The organism is Reichenbachiella sp. (assembly GCF_039941815.1).
In the GTDB taxonomy this organism is placed as follows: domain Bacteria; phylum Bacteroidota; class Bacteroidia; order Cytophagales; family Cyclobacteriaceae; genus Reichenbachiella.
Genome location: NZ_JBDVDW010000059.1, coordinates 227,790 through 250,398, shown reverse-complemented (window position 1 = coordinate 250,398; position 22,609 = coordinate 227,790). Strand labels below are relative to the sequence as shown.

Below are 22,609 nucleotides of genomic sequence, written 5' to 3'. Positions count from 1 at the left end.
GTCTCTAAGGACCAGCTATGATGAGTGGGGATTAGAAAGCACTAACCTCTCTTCAGGTACATAGCCGCACCGTTGTATAAATATATTAATTGTGGCGGACTTTCCAATCCCCACGAAACTATCCTGACCAATGAAACCCCATTCATTCATAACATTTGTTAAAGGGTTTTTATCCGTCAATTTGTGTAACTACGTCTTCCATTGTATAGTGTACAAAGCGTTGACCCATTTCAGTTAGTTCATATTGTTCAATATCATCAAACGCAGATTTGTAAGTGGCTGCTCCAGTTTTAGATACTCTTTTTGCAGGAGTCTTTTTTATAAAATTTCCGTAATAGTCCGTTTCTCTATGTTGCCTTATTATGCCACCGGTACTTAGATCGCGAATTAGTAACTTGTAAAGATCAGCTTCAACAGAATTTTCGGATGGTTGCGACTGGCTTATCTTCCTCCAAATTTGGCCTCTAGTTATTCCTCGATTCTTATAAATTTCTTTGATCACTAAAAAGTGAGTTTCATGGTATGTCCTTATCCATTCTATGAAAAGCCTAATCATGTCATCAGTTGAAAGATTAGTTGCACATGCATTTGTAAGAAGTTTGCGTATGTATTCTTTCTTTTCGGTGGTTTCAGAGTTGTCCCATTCTTTAAACCCCCTCTTAACTAGAGTTAAATATTCTTCTGTTTCCATCCTTTCTTTAGCATCAATTCCGGATAACTCCAATTTGTCAATGATTTGGAAAATAGTGTGGGCTAATTCTTCAATTTTTCTTTGATGTTCTTCAATCCAGAGTTTCTGTAGATCATTTATTTTTCCTTGTTCTTTTTCTGCATGCAAAGCTGAGCTTGCACCAATAAACCCACCTACCCAAGGAATACTGCTTAGTGCAGAAACAATGAATCTTGTAATTCGTGATTTCTTTCCTTTATCTTCTATTTCAGACAGTTTGGATTTAATCTCCTCAATAGAATTTATTTTGATTGGTTTGTCCATTCTGCGATGCTCTATAACGTCTGATCAATGTGCATGCACATGATTTACCATATGTGCCTGCTTGTCTGAATTTGTTTAAGATCATGCATTAAATCAAATAAATGATGATTAAGCATTTTTTTAAACGTTTATTTATGTTTCTCAGAATGGCTGCGGTTAGACCAGTCGATACCATTTGTAGGCATCCATTGGCGGGTACGGTCTGGCTGCTGTCCAGACCGATCATCAAAGTAGTGGATATTTAGGGAAATTACAAGAGATTGGAAGGTCTCAAGGCGTAAAAGCTACACAGCGGCTTTTTTCCATACAAAAAAGTCCTTCAAGTATTCTCGATAGACATATCCCCAGGGGATAATGAATAGATCGATTACGATGCCGGGTGCCATCGACCAAAACCAGGATTCATAATTTTCATCCAATAGGCCAGCGCTTTTGGCGGGCAGATAAGTACCTATGATCCATGCGGATTTATAGACCAGTTGGATCAAAAGGAGAGGAATAAACTTCAAAGGGTGCCGAATACCCAAAAGACATAAAAAAGAGAAGGCAGCATAGAAACTGATCGTTACCCCAGAAATGGGGCTCGGTACTTTGCCAGGCGCAAATACCTCAACCCAATGATCCGGCCCCAGGCCTACAAGGATGAGTAAAAATAGTACGCGTAATACATGTTGTCTCCACATCGGAGGCGTTAGATTGGTAGTCATAGTTTGGAGTTTAGTTTATGAGTAAGTGAAAAATTTATAAAACTAAACTCCAGATGCATCATACCACGAAAGGGTTGCATCAAGTGTATTTATTCTGCCTATGGAAGCTGTCTTTCTTCTTTGATCAATTTCCAAACTGCCTTATTGTAGTTTTCTTTGCTGATGCCTGTCAATTGTTGTAAGGCTGAGTAATAATTGCCATTACCTTTTTCGTATGGCCCACAGTTTAGCAATTGCCAAACACCTTCGAAGCCTTTTTCCTTTTCTATGCTTTGCACGATGAGTGCATTCACTACATAGTCGGCCATCAGATGGGTGGCGCGGCTCTCTCCGAAGTTTACAGGCTCTTCTTTGATCTTCATCCAGTCTGTTTTTTTATTGCTGGCTATTTTTTCATCAAATTGATTGAAAACTTCCTCCCAGGTCATTCCCCAGCTGCCACCATACAGATAGGCACAAGCTTCATCTATGGGTTTGTTCACTTTTCTTCTGGAAATTACCAGACTCAATCGGTCGTGCCATAGATCGTGCTCATCCATATTTTGGAAAGTCGCATTGTCATTGCCGAGAATGATTAGCTTTCGATTGTCTAGCGTTGAACTGAAGTTGGCCTTACGCACGCCATTGTAGTCTAGTCGATAATTTACTCCCATCAATTTCAATAAAGAGGTAAGGTTTTCTGTGCAGTAGAATTCTGTGACCTGATCACCGACTTTTAGTTTCTCATCGAATTTGGCCGCTAGTTTACCGAAGGTATTTACATGGTCTTCATTGATGTTTTCTTCATAGTGAAAAATGTTGTTGTTCACCTCAGTAGTTTTCCAATTACGTGTATTCCTCAATAGAGGTGAGGAGAATTTGAAGGTGTCATTCATTTGGTGCGCAATCAATTCGAAAGCAGCACGTAAGTGACTCACGGTATCCTTTACGCCGATGTAGGAAAGCTGGATGAGGTATTGATTTTCATTGAGTGCTATCACATTGTTCAAATAGGGTTTGTAGAAGTTGTCGTCGGAGAACGCCTTACTTTTTTCAATGTCCTTGAACTCATCTAGCAGGATATGAGTTTCTATTTTTTGAGATTCGAGCACCCAGGTGTTTTCTTCATTGGGTTTGGCCGCAGCCTCTAAAAAGCCATTAAGAGCCTCTATTAGTAGCTGACTGGTCACGCTGTCTTGTGGTAATCTAATATGGGGCTGAATAATCAGCTCATGGGTTTGTGCAAATGTGAAAAATACTGGGAGGATTAAAAGGACGATTAATTTGAATTTCATAGGTTTTGTGATTGTTATGAATTCAAATAAAGGATAGGTTAGCCTAAGACTTTGTTAATATTCTCTTATCAATTGTTAATGAAAAGTTAAGCGTGCTTGATCATTTCTTAAGGTAAACTAGTTGTACGAAACGCAGTGTGAAAAATTTGCGACCAGTCTGTTTGCTGACTACTGCTTGATAGATGCAATTCTATATGCTTACATCAAAGGACTCAATTTCTTGATTGGATAATAGACCAGTGAGTACACCTGTATTGTTGTGATCCATCTCCAGTACATCTCTTTTTTTACTCAAGAACATTTCTTCTTTCGGATCGAAAGCCTTTCCGAAGTCTTTTACGGAATCAAAGTACATATTTCCCATTCCTGCAAATGGGGCTGTAGACTCAGGGGAGGTACTGTCTAATCCTTTTTTTATAGTCAAATATTTTCTCTAGGTAAGAATAGTCTTTTCTATCCAGAGTTAGATATTAGCTCATATTATTGATTGTTTGTTGGATACTATCTTTGGTTAAGTACTTTTTCAGAATGCCTCCTTTGATATTGTTCACATCAAATTCTATGACAAATGTATTCTTGTCGATGCTATCTATCATGTCATAGGTTCTTCGTATATCAATTCTATTTATTACCGTATGAATAATATCTCCTTCAGTTTGCATGCCGCGCTTGCCATAGCCTTTGGATCCTTTGTACAAGGTCATACCAACTCCGATTTTTTTTACCAATTCTTGCTCAATCTCATTCACTTTTTCTGAGACGATCATGAGACCCACATAGTCTTCGAATCCTTCTATCATGAGGTCTATTACTTTCGCTGTTACCAAAAAAGTGAGAATAGAATACATGGCCACTTCTATGGATAATAAGAGGGTGGTGATAGCAAAAAGAATGATATTAAAGAACAAAATCGTTTTTCCGATACTGATACCCAATCGGTTATTAAAAAAAATCCCCAATATTTCAGAGCCATCTAAAACAGCTCCATTTTTTATCGTTAAACCGATCCCTGCGCCCAAAAGTAAGCCACCAAAAATCGCTATAAGTAGTTTGTCATCAGTGACGGATTGAAAGTTTTCAAAATGAATAAATATGGCTAAAAAGACGATAGACAATACTGACTTTATCAGTATGCGTTTGGTTAATGTGAACCATGCCAAAACAAGAAACGGTAAACTGACTGCTATGAGTACCAGAGAAATGTTGACATCATATAGTTTGCTTATCAGAATGGCTATTCCAGTAGCACCTCCGTCTAAAAAACCATTAGGTAGTAAAAAACCTTTCAAACCTAAGCTGGCGAGAAGTATGCCCATACTGATTTGGAAAATTTCAGAAAAAACGCGCTTGTAATTATTCATTTTGGTTTCTACTTTCTCCTAGATTCTTAACAGACTCATATACCAATGAAGCATTTTGTTTAATTCTTCTCAATTCCTGATGAAAGAAATCTTCTAAATGACTATTCCATTTACCTGGATTTTTTTCGAGACTAGAAAAACTGTTGCTAAGCGTATCGATATACTCTCTCTTTTCTTCTGCGTCTCTGACAAAAATTGGCGGATACAAGTTGTACATTAAAATCCAGTTCTTCGCAATTCTTGTAGTTCGGCCATTCCCATCACTGAATGGGTGAATTCGAATCAATTCATGATGAAAATATATGGCTCTGATGAGCGGCTCTTGAATGCTATTCATATTGTGGAATAGTTGAGATACTAGTGAGCTAACTTCGTCAGGTTCTGGGCATATATAATTTCCAATTCTAACCAGTTTATCTCTATATCTATTTGGATGAAAGAGATGTGATTCTGGAGAGATAGATCTAAGCAGTTGGAACAATTGTAATTCAGATGTGAAATCGACATCATTTTTAATCTCTTCAATTATGACAGCTAATGTTGAATTGAGAGAGCGTTCATAAAGAACTATTTCCTCATCGTTTTGAGCTTCCATTTGAGCATTCTTTATACTTAAAAGCTCCTGCAAATTAGTGGTACTCTCTAAATAAGTATTAAGTAGATCATCAGCCAAGTGCTCACGGCTAAATGTGATGATTCTGAATGTTGATTTTAAAATTTCTTGTACTTCCTGAATTTCGTTATAATCAATTCGAATCTCGCTTGCAGGTAATATCTCCATTAAATAAATTCTAATTTATGTTAGGCATGTGACAATATTGCCTTAAAAAAAGTTCAAGTCAGAGCTCTTTTCTAATAAACTGAGATCTGTGAGTCCGTTTGAAAAAAAACTGAAGTTATGCTGTTTTTTTCTATTCAATCACTAGGGTTCACAACACTTACCCTCATATCATATGCCAATCCATAATATAGGTTATCATCATAATCAAACTCATCAACAATCGTCCAGCCGATTTTTAGATGTGCTTTGGTAGAAATCTGATTGGCCTGATTGATAAATGTCCCAGCCAAGGGGTAAGTTTTTTTGAAATCCAGACGCATGGCTTCGAATAATGCATTAATGATTTTTTTGCCCCGATGGTTAGCATCTATGCAAACAGGCCCATATTGAAAACTGTTTTCCGTCGTAATCTGAGGGCCTGCTAAGTTCCATTGTGGAAATCTGGCCGTCATGTAAGGAAAAATTGGCCACTGCTCATAATAGGACCATGAACCACCAAATAAATAAGCCACTATTTGTCCATCTATCTCTGTTACAAATGCCCAACCAAGATTTATGATTTCCTCTAATAATTCAGGGGTAAAAGGTGTTGTCACAAATCCATTTGTATCTTTCTGCTCCTCGGTAAGCTCACTGATCAAGTTCTGACTTTGAAGGTTCAGAATACCTGGTATATCCGGTATGGTTGCCTTTCTGGAAATCATTACATTAAAAAACCAACAATTAAATACAGCAGAACACTCACGCCACCAGCTGTCAAAGCATAGGGCAGCTGTGTGTTTACGTGATCTACATGGTCACTGGCTGAGGCCATAGATGAAATAATAGTGGTATCTGAAATAGGAGAGCAGTGATCGCCAAATACACCGCCACCGATGGCGGCAGCTATCGCCAGATGCACATCAGTGCCCATGGCTTCGGCCATCGGGACAGCAATAGAAATCATAATGGCAAACGTACCCCATGAAGTCCCTGTACTGAAAGCAATAAAACAACTTACCAGAAAAACAATGGCCGGTACGAGGTTTGGCGAAAGCCAGGCTTTGGATATTTCCGCAACATAGAGTCCGGTCTTGAGCTCCTTACACAGACTCCCCAAGGCAAAAGCAAAGACCATAAGAATCGCTAGTGACACCATCCCCGACATTCCCTTCAGCGAAAGGTCAATCATTTCTTTGATGCCCAGTAGTCTTTGAACCTTGTAGAAAGCGATAGCGATTACAAGTGCAGTCGTTACAGAAGTCAGTACTGAGATGGAACCTGACCCGCGACCCATAGCCTGAAACGCCAAAGTGAGGAGGCTGCCTTCTGTCGACTCCAGACTGCCCCATCCAGTATATACCAGCATGACTGGCATCATGATTATCATAATCACGATTGGCAAAATCATATTTATGCTCCTTTGGGCTACACCGCCTTTGGCCTCCAGCATAGAGATTTCATCTGAAATCATCGGAGTGGCACCATCTGCTAGTAGTTTGCCCTCTTCTCTGGCTCTGGTCTCAGCTTTTTTCATCGGACCATAATCCTTGCCGGAAAAGATGGTGTACCCTACAAGCCCCAAAGCAAGAAAGGGATAGAAGTTATAAGGCAAGGCAGTCATCATGGTGGCGAATGGCCTATCAAAACCTTGCATGACCAGCAAACCCATGATGTATGCACCCCACGCATTGAACGGAAAAATAATACATGAGGGAGCAGAACTGGAATCGGCCAGATAAGCCAGCTTCTCTCTCGATATTTTTAGGTTGTCAAATACGGGTCGATATAAAGTGCCTACGGTCAGAATGGAAATATTAGATTCAACGAAAATGATCAACCCTGTCAAAGCAGCAAATAGCTGAACCAATCTTCTATTTTTTTTATCCGCGTGCTTTGCTCCTTGATCCTCCAGTTTAGCTTTTACTAAAGTAATAAATCCTGCCACGCCTCCTGAGCGCTGGATCAGTGCGATCAATGCCCCGATAATCAGCGTGAAGATGATTGTTCTGGTATTTCCCGCATCTTCAAATACGGCTACGAAAGCATTGAGGGTATCGAATGATCCGGCTAGTACATTACCACCGTTGATGATTACCCACCCGATCCAAATTCCCAGAGTCAGAGATAAAAAAACCTGCTTGGTTTTAAGCGCCAGTACTATAGCAACCAGCGGAGGTAGTAATGACCAAAATCCGTACTCGCTCATATTATTCTACCTCGCGTAAACTAGCCAACATATCTTCGCTATCCCATTTGACGGCGCCACCGATTTTACGCACCCGTTTCCCATTGCTATTATAGACATAGGTGGTGGGTAGTGATTGTATGCCAAGATCCTGGACCTTGCCGCTAAGTTTGGCAAAAGTAAGATCGAAACCTCTTTCAGTCTCAAATGCTTTGATTTTATCCATGTCCTGATCAGAAATCAGGAAGAATACGTAGTTCTCGTCTTTTAATATTTGGGCTGCGGCCTGGATGTCTGGCATCTCTGCAATACACGGTTTGCACCACGTAGCCCAAAAATTGATAAAGACACGTTTGCCCTTTAGATCCTCCAATTGGTAGTAGGTACCGTCAGTTGCTTGCATGAAATGTTCTGGCTGAGCGGCGGCCACTGATGCTTCAGACTCGGTGGATTCTTCTTGGGTTTTAGTAGAAGAACAGCCGACCAGGATCAGAGTGAATAGTCCAAAAAATATCGTCTTAGTCATGTGTATAGTGTGTCTATGAAATTCCAAACATAGCATATTTTTCATAGGTAATGATTTTAAAATTGATTATATTATGTGAAACAAACATTAACCAAAATGAGAAGAGCTTCACTATTACTATTATCGTTTTTTGTAGTTTATTCTGTTCAATCTCAAACCACCTGGAAAGCTGATCCGGCACATTCCTTCATCCAATTTGAAGTATCCCATCTTGCAATCTCTACTGTTACGGGAAAATTCACTGAGTTCAGCTGTGAGCTGGAAGCCAGAAAGAATTCTTTTGAAGATGCAAAAGTGGTGGCGAAAGTGAATGTAGCAAGCATTTCGACTGAGAACCTTACCCGAGACAAGCATTTAAAAGAAGATGACTTTTTCAATGCTAAAGAGTTTCCTCAGATGAGCTTTGTGAGTGATTCATTCAAAAAAGTTACTGATGATCAATACGAAATCACGGGTACGCTCACCATTAGGGATGTAAGCAAAATTATTACGTTTCCGGCGACCTATAGCGGCATGATTACCATGGGTGATAAAACTATAAGCGCATTCAAAGCTAATTTTATAATCAACCGTTTTGATTATAAACTCAAATGGGACGACACCTTGGATACTGGGAGCTTGATTGTGGGTGAAGATGTCACAGTCGAGCTAAACCTCGAACTGGTGAAAAAGTAAAGAATCAATTTGTACTTGAAATGGTTGGGGCTTTCGAAAGAAAGCCTTTTTTTTTGATACTATTTTCACCGATTCTCCGCAGATATAACTATTCTTTTTTTCTGACGATTTTTTCGATAATATTGACGGATGTAAAAAACTGATCTATTGCAGATCACGCCGCTTTCAGAAAATATTAATCAATTATGAGTCAAACAGATCAGTTTAGTAGTAGATGGGGAATTATTTTGGCCTCACTGGGCATGGCGATAGGTGCGGGAAATCTCTGGCGATTTCCGAGACTGGCGGGCCAGTACGGAGGCACTTTTATTATCCTTTGGATACTCTTTCTGTTTATTTGGTCCATCCCATTGCTGCTAGCAGAGTTTTCTATTGGTAAGAAATTTAAGAAGGGAGTCATAGGCTCGTATGCTCAACTCGCAGGTAAGAAATATACTTGGATGGGCTTTTTCATTACGATATGCACCCTTGGTATTGCATTCTATTATTCTATTGTGACGGCTTGGGCATTGCGATATTTAGGATTCTCAGTTGGCAATCTGTTTTCAGAGCAGTCGCTCAGCGAGAAGTTAACAGCCAATCCGGAATACCTCAATCAGTTTTGGAACACCATATCCAACGGCAACTGGATAACCGTAGGCTTATACATTCTCAATGTTCTCTTAGGCGTTTTTGTTCTGTCAAAGGGAATTCAAAAAGGATTAGAGAAAGCCAACCGCATTTTGATACCCAGCTTGTTTGTACTCCTATTGATTATAGCGGCCATAGCACTCAATATGGACAACGGCGTACTAGGCTTAGAATACATGTTTTCGATCAACTGGCAGGATTTCAGCAACTCGCGAATATGGATAGAGGCCTTGACGCAGTCAGCGTGGTCTACAGGCGCAGGGTGGGGACTCATGATGACCATATCTTCTTACTCAAGAAAGAATGAAGAAGTGACATTAAATACTTTCATTAGTGCCTTTGGCAACAACACCGCCTCACTCATAGCAGGGATGGCCATTTTGCCTGCGGTATTTGCTCTAGCGCCGTCATATGAGGGAGCTGTTTCCTATTTACAATCTGGAAATCAAGCCTTGACTTTTACCATTATACCCAAATTATTTTCCACGTTTCAAGGTGGGGGAATACTCTCGGTAGTCTTTTTTACGGCTCTCTTCCTGGCTGCCTTCAGTTCTTTGCTGCCTATGATTGAGCTATTTGCCCGTAACCTCAATGATTTGGGATTAACGCGGAAGCAGACCATGACTAGAGTGGTGATTTTCTTCATCATTTTTGGATTTCCATCAGCCTACTCATTAGATATATTCACCAATCAAGATTGGGTCTGGGGTGTAGGGTTGATAGTCACAGGGCTATTTATACTATTTGCCGTGGTCAAGAGCGGTGCCAAGGAGTTTAAAGAAAAACTGGTGGATGAAGATTCTGATTTCAAGATCTCCACCCAATATTTTGTGATCTGCATGAGTGGAAACATAGTGCTTGCACTCTTTCTCATCTACTGGTGGCTATCACAAGGCTACAGTGAGTTTCCATGGTTTAATGCAGATGGTAACTGGAACTTTTTCGACGTTTATAGCAACGCATCCATACTTACTCAGTGGATCGGTGTGATGATCATTGGTTTCTTTATGAATAAATTTTTGTACAACCAATTCGCAGCAAAAAAATGAGCACCTCAGCAATCATCGGAATGATAGTCACCTTGGGTATAGTCCTAGGTGGATTCGTGTACTTTCTCTCTATGGCCATCAGAAACGAGTCCAAAAAGAAAGATTAAAAGATTGTTCTATTCATTTTTGGGATTTCGATCCCGAATGAAGAATTTCGAGCTTTCATATTCTAACACAACAGTCAATTCCATGGATAAAATAGACTCACTCAATCAGGTAGCAGCGTTTCACAGAACCTTTAAGCACCCGGTGGTAGACTCACCTGCCATTCCAGATGCAAAAAGAAGCGCGTTGAGAGTAGAATTGATATCTGAAGAATTGAAAGAGCTTCAAGAGGCTATAGATCAAAACGACTTGGTGGAAGTGGCCGACGCACTCTGTGATATTCAGTATGTACTATCAGGTGCAGTTCTGGAATTTGGACTGGGCAATAAATTTGTTGAGCTCTTCGATGAAGTACAGCGCTCCAATATGAGTAAGGCTTGCAAAACGATGGAGGAAGCTGAGGCTACTGTGAAGCACTACAAGGAAAACAAAGATACTGACAGCTACATCAAGGAAGTCGATGGTTTGTTTTTGGTCTACAGATCGGAAGACGACAAAACACTCAAGTCTATCAATTATTCTCCAGCAGATCTGAAAGGTATTTTAGAGCGTTAGTTATCTTACTGTGCTCGAGGTATATAGTGTGCTACGGAAAGATTCATTCTTGATGAATGCTTGAGATGCACACAGGATCATTTTGACAAAAATCAGATAGGTATTCAATTTACTATTAGTCGTATTAGATTGATCTTACCACAATGCTTTTACCTCTCGATAATCAGCTTTCTTAAAAATTCCTGCTCGTCTATTCTAATTTTGAGAATATATACACCGTTAAACAGAGAACCAACTGGGATTGATTCCGAGTCAATAGTATTTGTTATTTGAGTATTCCGAATATTACGTCCAATTAGATCATAAAACTCTATATAAACAGGCTCTGAACCTCTAGCATCAAAGTCAAGGAAAATCTCATCTCCTGTAACCGGATTAGGAAAAAGAACTACGTCATCAATTTCTGAACTTGACTTAAGGTCAACCATGACAGGATCAAAATACTTGTGCCCTCCATCTTTGTCAGTTTGCTTTAATCGATAATAAGAAACATTTTCATAGGGATTTTTGTCAACCGTAGTATAGTTTGAGGCATAATTCGAGTCACCACGACTATTGATAGTTGCAATCCTTTTCCATTCTAAGGCATCCAATGATCTTTCAATTGAGAAGTAGTCATTATTTATCTCAGAAGCCGTATTCCAAACGATGGATACAGTTCGCTCATTGGTAGGTTTAGCGGAAAATGAAATTAGATCTACAGGTAGTTGCGTACTGGATGAAACCGAACCTATAGTAATGTATTTGGTCGTATTTATGGCTATTTCGTTCGTGCCGATACCAGAAACAAGAATTGAATTTGGTGTGGAGCCTAAGGATATATTGACATCAGATGATCCGAAATAAGAGGCGTCGTTGAAATTTCCATCATCGTCGACTAATAATCTAATGTCATCGATATCAAAGTTTCCTATACTGTCCCATTTTACTTCTATACTATAATCATCTGTAAAGTTGGTGTTGGTCATCTTCCATTCCCTTTCAAATCTGGTGGTGATACCTGCAGGAAATTCTGTTGTTTCGATATACCTTAATTGTGCCTGGTTGTTTCCCACAATTATGCTTGAAAGGTCATTTGTGATTGTACTGGTGTTCAGTTGATTGGAAGTTGCCAAGCCGCCGACATAGAGACGCAGGCTATCATCCATCGAAACAGATTGCTTTTGTAATAGTCCGGAAAAATCATCACGAACAATCCCTATCAAATCAGTATGATAAGAGCTGTTATCACTGGCATCCCAAATTAAGGTTCCGGCCGGGTTAATATAATCTCCAGCGGTACCACCGGCGGTATTATCTAAGGTGATACTATACTTAATGGCAAGATAAGATTCAACCTTCTGGAGGTCGATACCGGTAAGTTCAGCATCGTACATAATAATTTCAGCAATATCTCCATCAAAAAAGTTGCCTTCAAAATTCCAGGTTCCGATACTAGAGGCCACAGCTGTATTGGTAGGCTCTGCAGCCAGTGTTCCGGTGCCATCAGAAGCTCCATCCAGTCTGATAGTTGTATTGAGTACATTGTCTACATGAGCTCCAATCAATCGTGGCGATGAACCAACATCAGAAGCACCAGATACTTTTGCATCATTACCAGTTAATTCACCATAATATTCTAACTTATCTGATGCCAACGAAAGAGAAAATTGCGTATCATTTACGTCAGTTGCTTCAGCAAATATATGATTGGAAAGAGCTGTTGTTTGTTTAATGACAGCCATGATGGATAAATTTTTGGTAGCGTCAAAACTAGGTCCATCCATATGATCGTCGGTGCCATCGAAGGTGAGAGAGGGGTTATAGTTGGTACTGTTACTAGCAAGTGCCGGTTGATCAGATCCATTACTTTGTACAAACAAATTATTATTAACACTACGGTCAGTCCAGGAAGAGATATTACACCCGTCTGTAGAGCAATCGGTTCCTGCATCAGTTCTTAACCAAACCGTAAGGTTTGTATCAATGCCACCCGGAGAAGTGGCAATCGTATTGTTGATAAGAGTGAAAAATGTTGAAGTATTATCGCTAAAGTCAAATTCTACATAATAGTTACCTGTGGTGCCATGCTCGATCATTGGAATTGTAGAATCAGGGATATCAAAGATCGCGTCAGAACTTGTTATAAAATAATATGTGTTTCCTGTGCTCAGACCAGTAAATGTTGCGTTGTCGAAGTATAGGGTGACAGTATTCACACCGCCTTCATCGACCACTTGATAGATACGATCCATTCGATTGGTGGTTAAGAATGACGTCGTAGCTCCATCGTGTCCCATGACTAAAGATTGATTATCAGTCATGGTGTTCAAATTTGACTGATTTGAAGCGGGGAAGGTACCGGCATACTCGATCCCATGGTATACGGAGAGTCCTGTGGGATTTTCAACGTTCCTGGATTGTTTTTGATTTAAACCAGAACCACCATCCCCGATGAGGCCTGTAATATCGTTTTGATAAGTTTCATTAGTCGAGGCATCCCAGATTGTCGTACCCGCTGAGTTAACATAGTCTCCTGCTTCTCCTCCCGCGGTATGATCGAGGGTAGTGCCATATTTAAGTGCGAGATAAGATTCAACTTTTCGTTGATCATCTGCACTAAGATCAACTGAATATTCAATAATTTCGGCAATACGTCCGTCAAAATAATTTCCCGAATCCATGTAGCCTACCCGATATTCAACAGTAGCTCCTGTTGGAGCTGTACTCAGAGCAAAATTTGTGTTTGCCGTTTCCAGTCCATTCAGACGAGCATCCCAGTCATCACTTGACCTCGAACCACAGATCATCATTGGACCTGTAGAAGTGATATTAAGTCCTCCTCCTCCCTGTAGTGGATATACTGTTCCAGGAATACCCATTTGATAGGATATACCCGGGCTATTTGTTGTTCTGGTTCCAAATCCCCAATAATAACCAGCGCCGGAAGTAGTACCCAAAATTGAAATCTGAGAATTAGCATTGAGATCACGATCGACCATGGTGTATATACTGTGGTCATTGTTCAGATTTAGGCTTTCTACCGACAGCACATAATAATTGCTGTTGGAACGGACAAAGTCCAGTGCAGGATTGAAGTTGATAGAAGACTCGGAGTAGGTAGCTCGGTTTCCTGATGTAGATTGAGTGGCGTCATCACCTGTGGAGGACTGGTCATGCCATTCCTGTACTTCTTCCGTATCTGTTGCCAGAGTGGTGCCGGCATCTGAGTAGGCATTGGCATCTGCTTTTAGCCAGACTAGAAGATTGGAGCTGACGCCACCCGGGCCAAATGGCAGAACATTATTGGCAAGTGTAAAATAATTAGAAGTATTATTATCAAAATCAATTTCGACGTAGTAGTTACCCGATGTACCATCTTCGGTTAATGTTACGCTCGTATCACCTGAGTCAAAAACTCCATCTGTACTGATAACTAAATAATAAGTGTTTCCGGTACTAAGATTAGTAAATGTTGTATTGTCAAAATATAAGGTCACTGCACTAACACCACCATTGTCAACTGCAATAAACGAACGCTGCATGGTATTTAAAGTGTTGAATGTGGTAGGATCTCCATCATGTCCTATGACCAAGGATTGATTGTCAATCATGGTGCTCGAATTGGACTGGTTTGAGGCAGGGTAGGTGCCTCCATACCCGCTACCTTTGTAGATAGTTAGTCCTGTGGCATCCTCAACACTTCTGGATTGTTTTTGATTTAAACTGGATCCGCCATCGCCGATGATGGCAATGATGCCGTTGTGATAATTTTTATTAACTGACGCATCCCATATTGTGCTGCCGAGTGAATTAATATAGTCGCCAGTCGTACCTTCGGCAGTATTATCTAAGGTGATTCCATGCTTGATGGCAAGGTAGGATTCTACTTTTTGGAGATCTGTCCCAGTAAGTTCCGCATCATACAAAATAATTTCAGCAATATCTCCATCAAAAAAAGTCGCTTCATAATCCCAGGTACCAATAGTAGAGGCCACAGCTGTATTGGTAGGCTCTGCGGCCAGCGTCCCGGTGCCATCAGTCACTCCGTCCAATCTGATAGTTGTGTTTAGAGAGTTGTCGACATGAGTTCCGATCATACGGATAGATGTACCAATATCAGAAGCACCAGATACATTAGAATTGTTAGAATTGAATTCACCGTGGTATTCGGCTTTATTGGATGCTATTGAGAGGGAAAACTGTTTGTCATCTGCATCGGTTACTTCAGCGAAAATATGATTATTCGAAATCGCTACCTGCTTGACCACGGCTACAATAGACAGATTTTTGGTAGGATCAAGGCTGGGTCCGTCCATATGATCAGAGGTACCGTTGAAGCTTAAAGATGGATTAAAGTTAGAGCCATCAGTATCAATGGTTGGCTGATTAGACACCATACCCTGAGAGTATGCGTGGCCATTACTGCTTTGGTCAGTCCAGGAAGAGATGCCACAGCCTTCCGTTGAGCAATTGGTTCCTGCCTCTCCCTTTAGCCAAACCTCAAGGTCGGTGGAGACATTGCCGGGGGTAGATGCAATGGAATTATTTAAGAGTGTAAAATAAGAAGAAGAGTTATTGTCAAAGTCGATTTCAATGTAATAATTTCCTGAAGTGCCATCTTCTGTAAGAGCCACGCTGGAATCATCAGCATCAAAAACTCCATCTGTACTGGTTATTATGTAATATGTGTTTCCCGTACTTAGATTGGTAAATGTCGAGTTGTTAAAATATAAGGTAACGGTGCCTACGCTGCCATTGTCAACAACCTTATAGATGCGACCCATTCGATTGGTCGTTAAAAATGAGACCGTAGAATCATTGTGTCCTATGACCAACGATTGATAATCAGTTAAGGTGTTCGAATTGGACTGGTTGGAAGTAGGGTAGGTACCGGCATACCCACTACCATTGTATATCGTGAGTCCCGCGGTATTTTCAACATTCCTGGATTGTTTTTGATGTAATCCTGACAAATCATCTCTGATCATACCTATAACCTCATTATGAAAGAAACTATTATCCGAAGCGTCCCAGATTGTTGTGCTTGCAGAGTTAACATAGTCTCCGGCTTCTCCCCCTGCAGTATGATCGAGAGTAGTGCCATATTTGAGTGCGAGATAAGTTTCAACTTTTCTTTCTTCATCCGCACTAAGATCAGCCGAGTATTGAATAATTTCTGCAATACGTCCGTCAAAATAATTTGCTGAATTCATAAAACCTATCCGATATTCAACAGCAGCTGCCGTTGGTGCGGAGCTTACAGCAAAATTTGTGCTTGCCGTTTCCAGCCCATTCAGGCGAGCATCCCAGTCGTCATTTGACCTTGATGCACTGATCATCATTGGATCTGTAGAAGTGATATTAAGCCCTCCTCCTCCTTGTAGTGGATATACTGATCCAGGAATACCTATTTGATATGATATACCCAAGCTTGTTGAGGTTCTGGTTCCAAATCCCCAATAATAACCAGCACCTGAAGTGGTACCCAAAATTGAAATTTGAGAATTGTCATTGACTTCACGATCAACCACGGCATATATCGTGTGGTCACTATTTAGATTTAGGCTTTCTACCGATAGTACATAATAATTATTACTGGATCGGTCAAAGTCCAGAGCAGGATTGAAGTTGATAGAAGACTCGGAATATGTAGCTCGGTTTCCTGAGGTAGTTTGGATCGCATCATCACCTGTGGAGGTCTGATCGTGCCATTCCTCTACAGCATCTGTATCTGTGGCCAGAGTAGTTCCGGCATCTGAGTAGGCATTGGCATCTGCTTTTAGCCATACGGAGAGGTTATTGGATATTCCACCAGGATTTTGTGATTGACACACAAATGATATGAATGTAATCAAGACTAAAGTCGCAAAAAAGGGTGCTGATTGTATGGTTGTAATAAATCTCATAACGTTTATTCTTCTTTGGAGAGTTAAAAGAATTAGCTATTCGTCGCTTTGCTATTTGACGGAATAAAAGATCCAAAAAAAACAAAGCCATTAACCTTATTTAGGCTCAAATAGAGGTTGATGGTTGATTAAAAAATGTATTTGAAATCAGGGGAGTTAAAAAATTACCACTGTGGGTTGATTTAATCCAAAAAGTTGATCAAATACGATTAAGGATAAAGGTTGAAGAAAAGAGCACAACAATTCGGACAATTAGGTAGTCAAATCGGACATTGAATTCTGACTAATTTGTTTCAGTAGATAATTGATCGTTTTGTATCATCATGAAGACTGGCATAATACGGATTCTATGCGGAATTCAGTCAATTGAAAAGAGTTGGTTAATTATTCATTTATGTGCTCAAATGAGAACAATGAAACCTAATTAGCAGATTGTTAAAAATGCTAATTAAAATCCCCAGGGCCAGGTGCCCTTTGAAAATCTAATTATGTGGTGACAGTTTGGTAAACTTCGTATACCCTACGAGTGATATGCTCCCATTCGTACTTTTTGGCTTCAGCGATACCCCATGCTGACATATTCTGACGGATATCTTCATTGAGATACAATTTTTCAATTTTGTCAGTCAAGGCCTGGAGATCCCTGGGTTTAGGAAAGTATTCATCCCATGGAGATTGGATCACGTTGAGATATCCTTCATTGCCATAGCCAGCGACTGGCGTACCACACGCCATTGCCTCCAATAGCACAATACCGAAACTCTCACCATAGATCGCTGTGGCTAGCAGCACATCAGCAGTTCGAATCAAATTGGCTTTGATTTCTTCATCTATAAAACCCAAGAACACCACATCTTCCAGTTTGTTGTCAGTCACAAAATCCAGCGCCTGTTGCTTTTGTTCACCATCACCAGCAATTAGCAATCTCAAATCAGGATACCTGGCCTTGAGTGTGCGAAAGGCTTTCAATGTATAAAACAGGCCTTTTCTCTCCTCAAATCTCCCAAGGAAAAGCAGGTTGAATTTTCCATCTTTATATTCTGGCAGCGGCTCAAAAGAGGTATTAAACTGCTCAGGATTGATCCCATTGGGGATGATCGTCGGATTTTTAGCTAAAAAGGATTTCACATATCTGGATTGTGATTCAGACACAGAGATCATATGATCCGCCACTTTCCAGACCAGACTCGCAGCCAGAGGCATGAGGATAGGGCCTACAAATTTTTGTGCTAAAAAATTATCAGCAGGTGTATCGTGAAAGGTACCAACATGCTTGGCCTTAGAATAGTACCGAACCTGGTAGGTCATAAACGGTGTCCAGCCATTGTGAAAATGCAATAGGTCGAATTGCTCCTCTTTCAGATACCGTTTCAATTCCTGTATCTCTTCGCCTTTGGCGATGTTGATGTCTATTTCGGTACCCCCCCACAGGTTAGTGCTTCTACCTTTGCCGATGAGTTTTACATTTGGATCTTTGATAGCATCGGCGTTCACGTTTGGAGCGATGATCTTTACCTCATGGCCCATTTTTCTCAAGTAGATGGCGAGATTTTCTATATGAGCCTTTACCCCACCGGGTCGGGACCAATCATAAGGACATACTTGAGCGATCTTCATAATTAAGCGGTACTTTTTGTGACGCAAAAAAACAATTTTTTACAGAGTCCTATGCATTAGTTTTCAATTTTTAGTAAATGTGTGTTTCAACAAGCCTGTATTTATGCTTTTACGCTAGTTTTGCTCCTTCATTTTTTAAATCTGAAGAGAAGACATCGAATGACCGGACAAGTATTAGTAGATTCTGAAGCTTTCAAGGAGCGGTTTGAGCATTTGGCCGCCAAGGCGAAAAAGAGTATATACCTTCAAGCCATGTCATTCGAGGGCGATTCGGTAGGAGAGTGGTTGATCGACACCTTGATCGCATCACCAGCAGAAGATATTCAACTCTGTCTGGACTCCTATTCTAAATTTGTAATCAATGACCAGTTTATCTACAGTACGGCCTACCTGAAAGATGAAACTTTTCGTGCTGAAGTGAAAAATACATCAGCCATAATCAAAAAGGCCAGGAAAAATGGTATTAAGGTGAAATACACCAACCCATTGGGTTTTCTATTTTTGCAGTACCCACATAGAAACCACAAGAAGATGGTGCTCATCGATGAAGAGATAGCCTTCATAGGTGGGCTCAATTTCTGCGAGCACAATTTCGAGTGGCATGATATGATGGTAGAAATGAATAGCACTGCTATGAATCAGTCATTGTCGAATGATTTTCACAGGTCTGTCGCTGAAAATGATCAATCTACTGTCGATGAGTTGGGCGACACCAAAATGTACTATCTGGACGGATATAGAAGCAAGAATATTTATAAAGACATTTTTCGAAACATTGACGAGGCGAAAGAATCCATCCGGATATTCTCCCCCTATGTATCAGATCCCCTGCTGACCTATACGCGGACACATAAAGCGGAGAGCGTCAGGCTAGATATCATATCTCCGGGTATCAATAACAAAAACGTATTCAAGGCCATTCTATCAAACGAACTGATGAAAGGCTATTTCAATTTCTATGAATATCAGGGCAGAATGTCGCACCTCAAGGCTATATTGATTGATGATAAGAAATTGATCTGCGGCAGTAGTAATTTTGATTTTATCAGCTACTACTTTGAAGAAGAAGTAGTTATGATAACAGAGAATCAAGAAATAGTACAAGATTTTATCAACAAAATATCAAAACCGGATATAGCCAATAGTTTATTGAAAAAAAGTTTGGGGGATACTCGCAGTTACGTTGTCCCTTTATTGTTCGCTGGTATCAGCAAGCTTTGTCATATAGTTGCGACGATCATTAGTGTTAAATATCTATTTAGAAAGTCAGACGTATAAGATGAGGCTGAAAGTTGCTGAATTTACCTAAATTTGCAGCTTGAAAATGTCAGCGATCAAAAAAGACCGAACAGACAACAATAATACGCAGTAATGTTACAAAGCATAAGAAACCACTTCAACGCTCACAACGCAGAGGTGCACTCCACCATCAAACTTATCGATATTGAAGAAAGATTTGATTTGGCTTTTAGTCGTTTCTTTGGTCTTTACTTTGCCAAGCTTGGCAAATACCTTAACATGACGCCTACGCAAGTTTCTATCATAAGCCTTATCTTCGGAATAGTAGGTGGCTATCTGTTATTTTATCAAGACAGTTGGGTAATCACGATTTGGGCATCAGTGCTTATCACCCTGGCTGGCGTATTGGATAGTGCAGATGGACAATTGGCCAGAATGACTGGACAGTCTACAGAGCTGGGAAGATTTATCGACGGATTTATCGATAGCGCCATCTTTGTTACTTGTTACTTAGCGGCCTGTGCCTACTACGTTCAAGGAGAAATGGGCTGGTCGATTTTCCTACTAGCAATTCCTGCCGGAATCGTATCTCACATTTTCACTTCACAAGTATATGATTTCTATAAGAGTGAATTTCTATACTATGTAGCCGGATCTAAAAGCTCTAAGGTCAAAAAGATAAGCGAGCTACCAACCGTTGCAAGCGAAACTGGATTTTGGAACAAATTTTTCAGAAGCCTTGAGATTGATTATACCAAAAGACAATGGATGCTGGTCACACGCACCGAAGCAATGAGAGACATCTTCGAAGATGTAGCTTTCAATGACAGTACAAAAGAAAAATTCGCAGAAAAATATAGAGCCACCTTCAACCCAATCATGTTTTGGTGGGCACTCGTAGGAGGTACTAATACTCATCGTACGCTGATCATGCTTTTTAGCATCATGGGTCGCTTTGATTTGTACTTGATCGTATGTGTGATCAAATTAGTTCCTATAGCGATCGTTATGCTGGCACAAAAATTCATGGACGAAGATTTTGTGAAGCAACTGGAATTCCAATTTGCCACTCAAGAATCAGCCTAATTTCATTAGAAATACCATAATTAATCGTTGATAATTTGCTAACATTGCGCATCCCTATCAACTGATTACAATCACTATATGGTCTGTGTAATACTCGCTGCTGGCAAAAATTTACGTTTAAATTATGGACAACCTAAATCTGCCCTCACAGTGGGAGGTCAGAGCCTGATGGAGCGCCACATCGATCAGTTTCAAAAGATAGGAGTCACTGACTTTGCAGTGATTACTGGTTTTCACAGACCAGCTCTGGAAGAAATCTGTGAAGAGATAGGCAAGAAGTACGACGCCAACATCACTACGATCTACAACGAAAAATTTGAATTGGAAAACGGCTATTCATTGTATGCCGCTAAGGAGTGGGTGCTAGAAAAAGGTGAAGATGAATTTTTCTTTACCATGGCAGATCATTACTACGAAGAAGATTTCCTTTCAGATCTAAAAACCAAATTGATATTCGACAAAGGAGCATTTCTGAAATTGGCTGTCGATGTACCCGGTGAGCACAACAAGCACATCGATTTGGATGATGTGACCAAAGTGGACGCTGAGGATTATATCAATAGAATTGGCAAGGAGATCGAGGGATACAACTATTATGATACAGGTTTGTTCTACGTCAAGAAAGACGTATTTGATGTGTTGGACTTAATCGCTACCAATCAAAAGCTTTCAATTTCTAACCTGGTCACCCATCTCTCTGCAGAGAAAAAGGCACGTGTCATAGAAGTCGTCGGATACTATTGGAATGATATCGATACTCCAGAAGACTTCGAAAGCTCTCAAGCTCACCTGGCTCAGCGAGCCTCCAAATAATTCAAAATTCCAGCGTCAGCTGAAGCCCTAAATCATCGTTTTCTTCCGTATTCAAGTTAGAAAGGCCCAGACCGAGCAGTCGTATGGGGCGGTCCAAAAGCTGAGGATCCTGCATTAGGTCTTTCCACAGCGGATCATAATCTGAGCTTTTGCCCATCCAGACAGATGCTGTTTTACTCCGTGTTAGCTGCTCAAAGTCTGCATATTTGATCTTAATATTCACCGTCTTGCCAAGTACGTGGCTTTTCGCCAATCGTTTTTCAAGATTTACTGACAATTCCTGTAGAGCGAATTCTACGTCTTCTAGATCTGTAAGGTCATTGTCATAAGTGTTTTCAATACTCACTGATTTTCTGATTCTATTAGGATTGACTACCCTATGGTCTATGCCTCGTGAGATGTCAAAATAGTAGGCCCCACTTTTTCCAAAATTTTTGGTCAAAAAACCTAATGACTTACTCTTGAGGTCAGCGCCTGTATGAATTCCCATTCGACGCATTTTATCTGCAGTCACCTTGCCGACGCCGAAAAAATCCTTCACCTTCAGCGTTTCAATAAAACCAACAGCCTCTTGTGGTTTGATTAGTTTCATGCCATTAGGTTTGTTGATATCAGACGCCGTTTTAGCTAGAAATTTATTGATAGATATACCAGCCGAACAAGTGAGCTGCGTAGATTCGAAAATTCTTTTTCTAATCTCTTCGGCGATTAGCGTAGCAGAAGGCAAACCTTTCTTGTTGTTGGTCACATCCAGATAAGCCTCATCAAGAGAGAGTGGTTCTACCAGATCGGTGTATTCCTGGAATATTCCCCGGATTATATCAGATACTTCTTTATAAACCTCAAATCGTGGTTTCACGAAGATGATATCCGGACATCTTCTGTAGGCAGTCACGGAAGGCATCGCTGACCGAACACCATATTTTCGAGCTTCGTAAGAAGCAGCAGCAACCACTCCTCGGGATCTACTGCCACCTACAGCTACTGGCTTGCCCTTCAACTCAGGCTGATCACGCTGCTCCACGGATGCATAAAAAGCATCCATATCGATGTGTATAATTTTCCGTATGGGTAAATTGTCCGACAATCTTGGATTAATCTTTATATTATCATTAAATAATATGAAATTTGCTCTAATTCGA

Annotated in this window: 19 protein-coding genes; 7 read left to right on the top strand and 12 right to left on the bottom strand. The window is 40.4% G+C overall.

All coding sequences use genetic code 11. The features are described from left to right. Positions 1-169: 169 nt before the first annotated feature. The 9 genes from ABJF11_RS13710 to ABJF11_RS13670 form a co-directional block, all read right to left on the bottom strand. The gene (locus ABJF11_RS13710; RefSeq protein ID WP_348120443.1) at positions 170-994 is read right to left on the bottom strand and encodes a hypothetical protein; all 825 of its coding nucleotides are present in this window, start codon (positions 992-994) and stop codon (positions 170-172) included. Between the two features lie 284 nt (positions 995-1,278). Continuing rightward, positions 1,279-1,701, bottom strand: a complete 423-nt coding sequence (locus ABJF11_RS13705) for a hypothetical protein (RefSeq protein ID WP_348120442.1) — start codon at positions 1,699-1,701, stop codon at positions 1,279-1,281. A gap of 98 nt (positions 1,702-1,799) precedes the next feature. Then, on the bottom strand, positions 1,800-2,975 hold the full coding sequence (locus tag ABJF11_RS13700; protein WP_348120441.1) for a hypothetical protein: 1,176 nt from the start codon (positions 2,973-2,975) through the stop codon (positions 1,800-1,802). A 190-nt stretch (positions 2,976-3,165) separates the two neighbouring features. Continuing rightward, positions 3,166-3,399, bottom strand: coding sequence for a hypothetical protein (locus ABJF11_RS13695; RefSeq protein ID WP_348120440.1), 234 nt, complete (start codon positions 3,397-3,399; stop codon positions 3,166-3,168). Between the two features lie 46 nt (positions 3,400-3,445). Beyond that, the gene (locus tag ABJF11_RS13690) at positions 3,446-4,336 is read right to left on the bottom strand and encodes a YitT family protein (protein WP_348120439.1); all 891 of its coding nucleotides are present in this window, start codon (positions 4,334-4,336) and stop codon (positions 3,446-3,448) included. Next, positions 4,329-5,117 (bottom strand): Fic family protein, encoded by a 789-nt coding sequence (locus tag ABJF11_RS13685; protein WP_348120438.1) that lies wholly within the window; start codon positions 5,115-5,117, stop codon positions 4,329-4,331. The genes ABJF11_RS13690 and ABJF11_RS13685 overlap by 8 nt, the downstream gene beginning before the upstream one ends. A gap of 134 nt (positions 5,118-5,251) precedes the next feature. Beyond that, positions 5,252-5,821: a GNAT family acetyltransferase gene (locus tag ABJF11_RS13680; RefSeq protein ID WP_348120437.1), complete on the bottom strand. Its 570-nt coding sequence runs from the start codon at positions 5,819-5,821 to the stop codon at positions 5,252-5,254. Beyond that, positions 5,821-7,305, bottom strand: a complete 1,485-nt coding sequence (locus ABJF11_RS13675) for a Na+/H+ antiporter NhaC family protein (protein WP_348120436.1) — start codon at positions 7,303-7,305, stop codon at positions 5,821-5,823. The genes ABJF11_RS13680 and ABJF11_RS13675 overlap by 1 nt, the downstream gene beginning before the upstream one ends. A 1-nt stretch (position 7,306) precedes the next feature. Further along, positions 7,307-7,810 carry a TlpA disulfide reductase family protein gene (locus ABJF11_RS13670; protein WP_348120435.1) on the bottom strand — a complete coding sequence of 168 codons (504 nt, stop codon included), beginning with the start codon at positions 7,808-7,810 and terminating at the stop codon, positions 7,307-7,309. A gap of 96 nt (positions 7,811-7,906) precedes the next feature. Between ABJF11_RS13670 and ABJF11_RS13665 the strand changes: the two genes are divergently transcribed. The 4 genes from ABJF11_RS13665 (at position 7,907) to ABJF11_RS13650 (ending at position 10,824) form a co-directional block, all read left to right on the top strand. Continuing rightward, positions 7,907-8,485 carry a YceI family protein gene (locus ABJF11_RS13665; RefSeq protein ID WP_348120434.1) on the top strand — a complete coding sequence of 193 codons (579 nt, stop codon included), beginning with the start codon at positions 7,907-7,909 and terminating at the stop codon, positions 8,483-8,485. A 185-nt stretch (positions 8,486-8,670) separates the two neighbouring features. Continuing rightward, positions 8,671-10,164 carry a sodium-dependent transporter gene (locus ABJF11_RS13660; protein ID WP_348120433.1) on the top strand — a complete coding sequence of 498 codons (1,494 nt, stop codon included), beginning with the start codon at positions 8,671-8,673 and terminating at the stop codon, positions 10,162-10,164. Further along, on the top strand, positions 10,161-10,271 hold the full coding sequence (locus ABJF11_RS13655; RefSeq protein WP_348120432.1) for a MetS family NSS transporter small subunit: 111 nt from the start codon (positions 10,161-10,163) through the stop codon (positions 10,269-10,271). The genes ABJF11_RS13660 and ABJF11_RS13655 overlap by 4 nt, the downstream gene beginning before the upstream one ends. An 82-nt stretch (positions 10,272-10,353) precedes the next feature. Next, positions 10,354-10,824, top strand: coding sequence for a nucleoside triphosphate pyrophosphohydrolase family protein (locus tag ABJF11_RS13650; protein WP_348120431.1), 471 nt, complete (start codon positions 10,354-10,356; stop codon positions 10,822-10,824). Between the two features lie 149 nt (positions 10,825-10,973). Here the strand turns inward: ABJF11_RS13650 and ABJF11_RS13645 are convergent, their stop codons facing one another. Further along, positions 10,974-16,712, bottom strand: coding sequence for a T9SS type A sorting domain-containing protein (locus ABJF11_RS13645; RefSeq protein WP_348120430.1), 5,739 nt, complete (start codon positions 16,710-16,712; stop codon positions 10,974-10,976). A 486-nt stretch (positions 16,713-17,198) separates the two neighbouring features. Further along, on the bottom strand, positions 17,199-18,329 hold the full coding sequence (locus tag ABJF11_RS13640; protein WP_348120429.1) for a glycosyltransferase family 4 protein: 1,131 nt from the start codon (positions 18,327-18,329) through the stop codon (positions 17,199-17,201). Positions 18,330-18,488: 159 nt separating this feature from the next. Between ABJF11_RS13640 and ABJF11_RS13635 the strand changes: the two genes are divergently transcribed. The 3 genes from ABJF11_RS13635 (at position 18,489) to ABJF11_RS13625 (ending at position 21,467) form a co-directional block, all read left to right on the top strand. Beyond that, positions 18,489-19,607 carry a phosphatidylserine/phosphatidylglycerophosphate/cardiolipin synthase family protein gene (locus tag ABJF11_RS13635; RefSeq protein WP_348120428.1) on the top strand — a complete coding sequence of 373 codons (1,119 nt, stop codon included), beginning with the start codon at positions 18,489-18,491 and terminating at the stop codon, positions 19,605-19,607. A 93-nt stretch (positions 19,608-19,700) separates the two neighbouring features. Then, complete coding sequence (locus ABJF11_RS13630; protein WP_348120427.1) at positions 19,701-20,654, top strand: CDP-alcohol phosphatidyltransferase family protein; 954 nt, start codon at positions 19,701-19,703, stop codon at positions 20,652-20,654. 78 nt (positions 20,655-20,732) lie between these two features. Beyond that, positions 20,733-21,467, top strand: a complete 735-nt coding sequence (locus tag ABJF11_RS13625) for an NTP transferase domain-containing protein (protein ID WP_348120426.1) — start codon at positions 20,733-20,735, stop codon at positions 21,465-21,467. A 1-nt stretch (position 21,468) separates the two neighbouring features. On the opposite strand, the gene dinB is transcribed toward ABJF11_RS13625, so the two are convergent. Continuing rightward, entirely contained in the window at positions 21,469-22,554 is a 1,086-nt protein-coding gene (dinB, locus tag ABJF11_RS13620; protein WP_348120425.1) for a DNA polymerase IV, read from the bottom strand. Positions 22,555-22,609 lie beyond the last annotated feature (55 nt).

Excerpts from the sequence above, each read along its gene's own strand:
- ABJF11_RS13640 (WP_348120429.1), bottom strand. The coding sequence starts at position 18,329 with ATGAAGATCGCTCAAGTATGTCCTTATGATTGGTCCCGACCCGGTGGG.
- ABJF11_RS13705 (WP_348120442.1), bottom strand. The coding sequence starts at position 1,701 with ATGACTACCAATCTAACGCCTCCGATGTGGAGACAACATGTATTACGC.
- ABJF11_RS13665 (WP_348120434.1), top strand. The coding sequence starts at position 7,907 with ATGAGAAGAGCTTCACTATTACTATTATCGTTTTTTGTAGTTTATTCT.
- ABJF11_RS13635 (WP_348120428.1), top strand. The coding sequence starts at position 18,489 with ATGACCGGACAAGTATTAGTAGATTCTGAAGCTTTCAAGGAGCGGTTT.
- ABJF11_RS13670 (WP_348120435.1), bottom strand. The coding sequence starts at position 7,810 with ATGACTAAGACGATATTTTTTGGACTATTCACTCTGATCCTGGTCGGC.
- ABJF11_RS13675 (WP_348120436.1), bottom strand. The coding sequence starts at position 7,305 with ATGAGCGAGTACGGATTTTGGTCATTACTACCTCCGCTGGTTGCTATA.
- ABJF11_RS13680 (WP_348120437.1), bottom strand. The coding sequence starts at position 5,821 with ATGATTTCCAGAAAGGCAACCATACCGGATATACCAGGTATTCTGAAC.
- ABJF11_RS13630 (WP_348120427.1), top strand. The coding sequence starts at position 19,701 with ATGTTACAAAGCATAAGAAACCACTTCAACGCTCACAACGCAGAGGTG.
- ABJF11_RS13685 (WP_348120438.1), bottom strand. The coding sequence starts at position 5,117 with ATGGAGATATTACCTGCAAGCGAGATTCGAATTGATTATAACGAAATT.
- ABJF11_RS13655 (WP_348120432.1), top strand. The coding sequence starts at position 10,161 with ATGAGCACCTCAGCAATCATCGGAATGATAGTCACCTTGGGTATAGTC.
- ABJF11_RS13700 (WP_348120441.1), bottom strand. The coding sequence starts at position 2,975 with ATGAAATTCAAATTAATCGTCCTTTTAATCCTCCCAGTATTTTTCACA.
- ABJF11_RS13650 (WP_348120431.1), top strand. The coding sequence starts at position 10,354 with ATGGATAAAATAGACTCACTCAATCAGGTAGCAGCGTTTCACAGAACC.
- ABJF11_RS13710 (WP_348120443.1), bottom strand. The coding sequence starts at position 994 with ATGGACAAACCAATCAAAATAAATTCTATTGAGGAGATTAAATCCAAA.
- ABJF11_RS13690 (WP_348120439.1), bottom strand. The coding sequence starts at position 4,336 with ATGAATAATTACAAGCGCGTTTTTTCTGAAATTTTCCAAATCAGTATG.
- ABJF11_RS13660 (WP_348120433.1), top strand. The coding sequence starts at position 8,671 with ATGAGTCAAACAGATCAGTTTAGTAGTAGATGGGGAATTATTTTGGCC.
- ABJF11_RS13625 (WP_348120426.1), top strand. The coding sequence starts at position 20,733 with ATGGTCTGTGTAATACTCGCTGCTGGCAAAAATTTACGTTTAAATTAT.
- ABJF11_RS13645 (WP_348120430.1), bottom strand. The coding sequence starts at position 16,712 with ATGAGATTTATTACAACCATACAATCAGCACCCTTTTTTGCGACTTTA.